This window comes from Pedobacter cryoconitis, assembly GCF_014207135.1.
Lineage (GTDB): Bacteria > Bacteroidota > Bacteroidia > Sphingobacteriales > Sphingobacteriaceae > Pedobacter > Pedobacter cryoconitis_D.
The window spans coordinates 1-5,581 of record NZ_JACHCC010000021.1 but is presented as its reverse complement, the minus strand read 5'-3'; the positions used below and the strand labels follow the sequence as shown (position 1 = coordinate 5,581).

Annotated in this window: 2 protein-coding genes; both read left to right on the top strand. The window is 43.6% G+C overall.

Annotated features, from left to right (window positions below):
* Positions 1 to 3,860: non-ribosomal peptide synthetase (locus HDF25_RS25625; protein WP_184629272.1), on the top strand; the 3,860-nt coding region annotated here is incomplete at its 5' end.
* 25 nt (positions 3,861 to 3,885) lie between these two features.
* The coding region (locus HDF25_RS25620; RefSeq protein ID WP_260409472.1) for a condensation domain-containing protein at positions 3,886 to 5,581 on the top strand (1,696 nt) is incomplete at its 3' end.

Here is a 5,581-nt window from a genome sequence, read left to right as displayed (position 1 = left end):
GGTGGCTTGGAGATGGCAATGTCGAATTTATAGGACGCCGTGATGATCAGGTGAAAGTCAGGGGTTACCGGATTGAACTGGGAGAGATTGAACGGACTATTGCACAAAGTGGCCTGGTCAACCAGGGTGTTGTGCTTGCTGCCGAAGATGAGTCCGGACAGAAACGTCTGGTGGGTTATGTAATACCTGCTGCTGCTTATGAGAAGGATTCACTGATTGCTTACCTCGAGTCGCGTTTACCAGAATACATGGTTCCTCAGGTGTTTATGGAGCTGGAAGCATTTCCTTTAACTGTGAATGGTAAACTGGACAGGAAAGCATTGCCTGACGTGAAAGCAGCTAAAATGGCTGGCAGAATTGAGGAACCAGGCGTGCTGACAGAAACTGAAAAAAAGGTAAGGGAAATCTGGGCTTTATCTCTGGAAATTGAGGAACCTGATATTCATGACGATTTCTTTAAACTCGGTGGAGACTCGATTGTAGCGATTGGGGTAATCAGCCGTTTGCGTAAAGCATTTAATGATGGTATCCGCTTATATGATTTATACGAATGTTCAACAATCAGTAGTTTATCTGCGTTGATTGATTCGGAACATACTGTTGTGGATGAGCAGGGACCATCGGTTCGTGATGGTGTACTGTCAGAACTGGATTCCTTGCGTGCACGTATCTTGTCTGATCTGGACGACGAAGCTGATATTGAGGATATTTATCCAATGAGTGATATCCAGAATGGGATGGTTTATGCCTCTCAGCTCAATCCAGAGCAGGCAGTTTATCATGATCAGTTAGTTTTTAAAATACCTTTATTGCTGGACAAAGTTATTTTTGAAAAGGCAGTCAATCAATTAATTGCAAAGCACTCTATTTTACGTACCAGATTTGATCTTCATATTTATTCGCAGGGCATTCAGGTAGTGTACAGGCAAGGTGAAGCCGCAATAGAATACCGCAATATAGAATCCGAAGAAACAGCTGTTTATCTGCGTAATTACCTGGCAGAAGGTCGTGCGCGTCCTTTTGAAGTTCATAGAGGAAGATTATGGAGGATGAGTTTGCTGCAAACCCTGCAGGAAAACATCCTGGTCTTCCAGTTTCATCATGCGATGTTTGATGGTTGGAGTGTCGCTTCATTTACCACCGAGCTGAACAATCTTTATATGGAGCAGAAGACTGGTAAGACCGTGGATTTAACACCTTTAAAAGCGAGTTACCGTGATTTTGTGATCGAGAGTCTGTTAGAGAAACGCAATACAGATAACCGTGAATTCTGGGCACAGTCTTTAGTGGATTACAAACGCCTGGATATATTTACAGATAGCGTTACGGATGATAATTTTGCAAAGGCGTATGATATCAGTTATCTGAACCGCTTAAAGAACAGGGCTGAATCAGACGGATTAAGCTTAAAAGGGGTGTTTTTAGGAGCTTATCAGTATATGTTGAGTATGCTGACTATGGAGCAGGAGGTGACCCTGGGAGTAGTAACCAACGGACGTCCGCTAACTGAGGATGGGGATAAGGTATTGGGTTGTTTTCTGAATACAGTTCCTTTCCGTTTTGTCGACAAGGGATCTGATCTGAACTGGAAGGCCTATTTTGAGCGGATCGATGAGCAACTGACCGCCTTGAAAGAACGGGACAGACTGCCTTTAATGGAAATCGCTCAGCTGACTGGAGAACAGTCATCCAGTGGCAATCCGTTTTTCGATACGATTTTCAATTATATTAATTTCCATGTGTATGATCAGTTGAAAGTTGAGGATGGTTTATTCTTACAACAGGGACATGTTCAGGTTCAGGAAGATGAGCATCATGATACAGCCAGAGGATTTGAAGCAACGAATACTTATCTGGATTGCTCGGTTAGTATTACCGGAGATGTCCTGGTGGTGGCTTTTCACCTGACCAGGGAACTCAAGAGCGGCAAAACACTAACCGGACTGCATACTTATTTTGATCGTGTACTGGAAGCTTATCTGGATCATTACGAGCAACCTGTTGCAGATTTTCAGGTATTGCCGGTACAAGAACTGGCGCACCTGTTAGCTTTTAATCCACCACCGGTAGCTTATCTAGCTGAGTTGACATTGGTTGATTTATTCAATGCTCAGGTTTTACGGAGCCCTGAGGCCATTGCGCTGATTTACCAGGATCTGCATATGACTTACAGAGAACTTGATGAGCAAAGTAATCAGCTGGGACATTATCTGCGCAAGGCAGGCGTTCAGGAAGATACCCTGGTGCCGATCTGCATAGACCGTTCCATGAACATGATTATTGGTATTCTGGGGATTTTGAAATCGGGGGGGGCTTATGTACCTATTGATCCTGAATATCCTCAGGAACGGATTAACTACATGTTATCTGATACCGGAGCACGTCTTGTAGTCAGCAGTGATAATAATCGTGGATTGCTGGATAAAGCTATCCGCGTTGTTTCTCTGGACGGAGACCGGGAAGAAATTAGCCAGGAGCTTTCCTCGCCGGTACAAACTGATCTTCAGTCAGGCAATCTATGTTATGTGATCTATACTTCAGGTTCTACCGGACAACCCAAAGGCGTGATGATAGAACATCATAATGTGCATAACATGGTTTTTGGCTGGCAGAAGAAATTAACACTGACCAATGATGACCGGGTACTGTTGTTTTCAAGCTATACTTTTGATGCTTCTGTAGAACAGCTGTTTATGGCTTTGCTGAATGGTGCCGGACTGGTTTTAATACCGAAAGAAGTGCAAATGGACACAGATGCTGTGATTTCGGTGATGAATGAAGAACGGGTTACCTATATGCTGTCAACTCCGGGCTTTTTAAGAAATATACCAGCAGATCAGGTTCCGGCTAGTTTAAGACATATCTCTTCAGGAGGGGAACGCTGTGGAATACCACTGGCTCAGAGCTGGACGGATGCTACAACACTCGATTTTTACAATGTCTATGGACCAACAGAATGTACAGTATTTGCTACCAGTTATCTGTTTGAGAAGGGCTGGCATGAAGCAGATTATCTGCCAATTGGCAAACCAGTTGAAAACGTGCAGGTTTATCTGTTAGATACAAGTGGTCAATTGCTGCCTGTGGGGGTACCTGGAGAAATCTGTATTGGCGGATCTTGTGTAGCCAGAGGTTATCTGAACCGTAAAGAACTCACTGCAGCGCGTTTCATTGCAGATCCTTTTGCTAAAACCGGCCGTTTGTATAAAACCGGTGATATCGGCAGATGGCTTGAAGATGGAAATATCGAATTTATTGGCAGGATGGACGACCAGGTGAAGGTGAGGGGTTACCGGATTGAGCTGGGAGAGATAGAAAGTGCTATTGCACAAAGCGGTCTGGTCAGTCAATCTGCTATGCTTGTCCGTTTGGATGAATCTGGCAATAATCAACTGGTTTGTTATGTCGTTCCGCAAGGAGCTTTTGTGAAGGAAGAGCTGATAGCTTATCTGGAAACTCAGCTGCCTGAGTATATGGTGCCACAGCTATTTGTAGAGTTACCGGCGCTTCCAATGACTTCACATGGTAAGCTGGACAAAAAAGTGCTGTCGTCTGAAACTGCTAAATATCAGTTAAGCAGAAGTTATGTCCCTGCATCCAGCGAGCTGGAATCAAAACTGGTCGGTATCTGGGAAGAATTGCTTCATGTATCCCCGGTAGGGACGAATGATAGCTTTTTTGAGCTGGGCGGACATTCTTTGCTGGCGATGCGGATGACCAGCAGTATACAAAAAGAGCTGGATGTGAACGTACCTGTAAAAATCATATTCCAATGTAAGAGTATAGATAAACTGGCTGCGTACATAGAAGAGCTAACTGTAAAAACTGTTCGATTAGGGGTTAATGTAATTAGCCTGTAAACTATAATATTTAAATCATATACCTATGAATACGGACTTTAACCAAGTTGTCAGTGTATTAAAAAAAGCGAGAAAAAATGGTGTTTTAATCTTTCTTGAAAATGATAATATTAAACTTGACTTAGGTGAAAATACAACTATAGACCCTGAATTACTGGAAGAAATCAGGAAATACAAGAATGAAATCGGTGATTTTTTACGTCATGAGCTATCCTCGGGTGAAGACTTCGATCACGCCCCAATTCCGGTCAGAGCAGAAAAAGATCATATCCCATTGTCTTATGGGCAGAAGGGGCTTTGGCTGATTGACCAGCTCAATGGAAGTACACATTATCATATGCCTTTACATTTGCGTTTATCAGGGAAATTCAGTGTGGAGGCATTGGAGAGCGCTATTGCAGAGGTGATTGATCGTCATGAGATATTGCGTACAGTAATCCGCCAGGACGGCTCGGGAGCACCTTTCCAGTTTATTCTGGAAAAAGGAAACTGGTCATTGAATCAGATTACCGATTATCATGGAGGTGAAGCGGGATTACCTAAGTTAATTTCGTCGTTATGTTCGGCAGCGATAGATCTGCGTACCGATCATATGCTGCGGGCCCATCTGATCCGTGTATCGGAAGGAGAACATGCCCTGGTTATTATCCTCCACCATATTGCAGCAGATGGATGGTCACTTTCGGTATTAATAGGCGAGCTGGTTGCTTTATATAAAAAGTATACAGGTGATGTAAAAGCTGAACTTCCTGCGCTTCCTTTACAATATGGAGATTACGCTATATGGCAGCGCGCCCAGGAAGAGTTACATTGGGGAGCACGTATTGCTTACTGGAAAGATCGTCTGGATGGGGTTTCTCAGCTTGATTTACCAACAGATTATCCAAGACCAGCAATACAGAGCACTAAAGGGGCGTTGTCGTTTTTTACGATTGATGCAGAACTATCTGCTGGTTTGCAATCTTTATCGCGTCAGCATGAGGCTTCATTGCATATGACGATGTTGTCGGCTTTTAAGATTTTGCTTTACCGTTATACTCATCAGGAAGATATTTGTGTAGGTAGTGTAATTGCAGGCCGGACACGTCATGAACTGGAAGGACTGATTGGCTATTTTGCCAATACGCTGGCGCTGCGGAGTAATCTGGGTGGTAATCCTTCTTTTGTAGATTTCCTGCAGCAGGTCAAAGAAACCACGTTAGGTGCTTATGAGCATCAGGATGTGCCGTTTGAACGTGTTGTAGAGGCTGTTGGTCAGGAACGCGATAAAAGCCGTAACCCTTTATACCAGGTTATATTTACAGTACAAAATATACCTGATGTGCCAAAACTGCATTTGGGGGACGCTGTCCTGGCTGAACACAAAATAAGTCACCATACGAGTCAGTTTGATCTGAATATATCTGTCATAGAAGGGATAGGTGGAATAGAGGTTGTCGTAGAATATTGTACCGATCTGTTTAGTATGGATACTATAGACAGGATGTTTGCGAATTACCGGGAGCTGCTTAGTTCAATTGTATCATCTCCTCTACAAAAGATTGGCGAGTTGTCTATCGTAGATAAATCACAGCAACAGGAGCTTCTGTATTCTTTTAATCTGCGGGCTCCACTGGTTTATCCACGTGATCAGACTGTAGTTGATTTGTTCAGTGCTCAGGTTTTGCGTAGCCCTGATGCTATTGCACTGGTTTATTCAGATCAGCAGCTGACTTACCGCG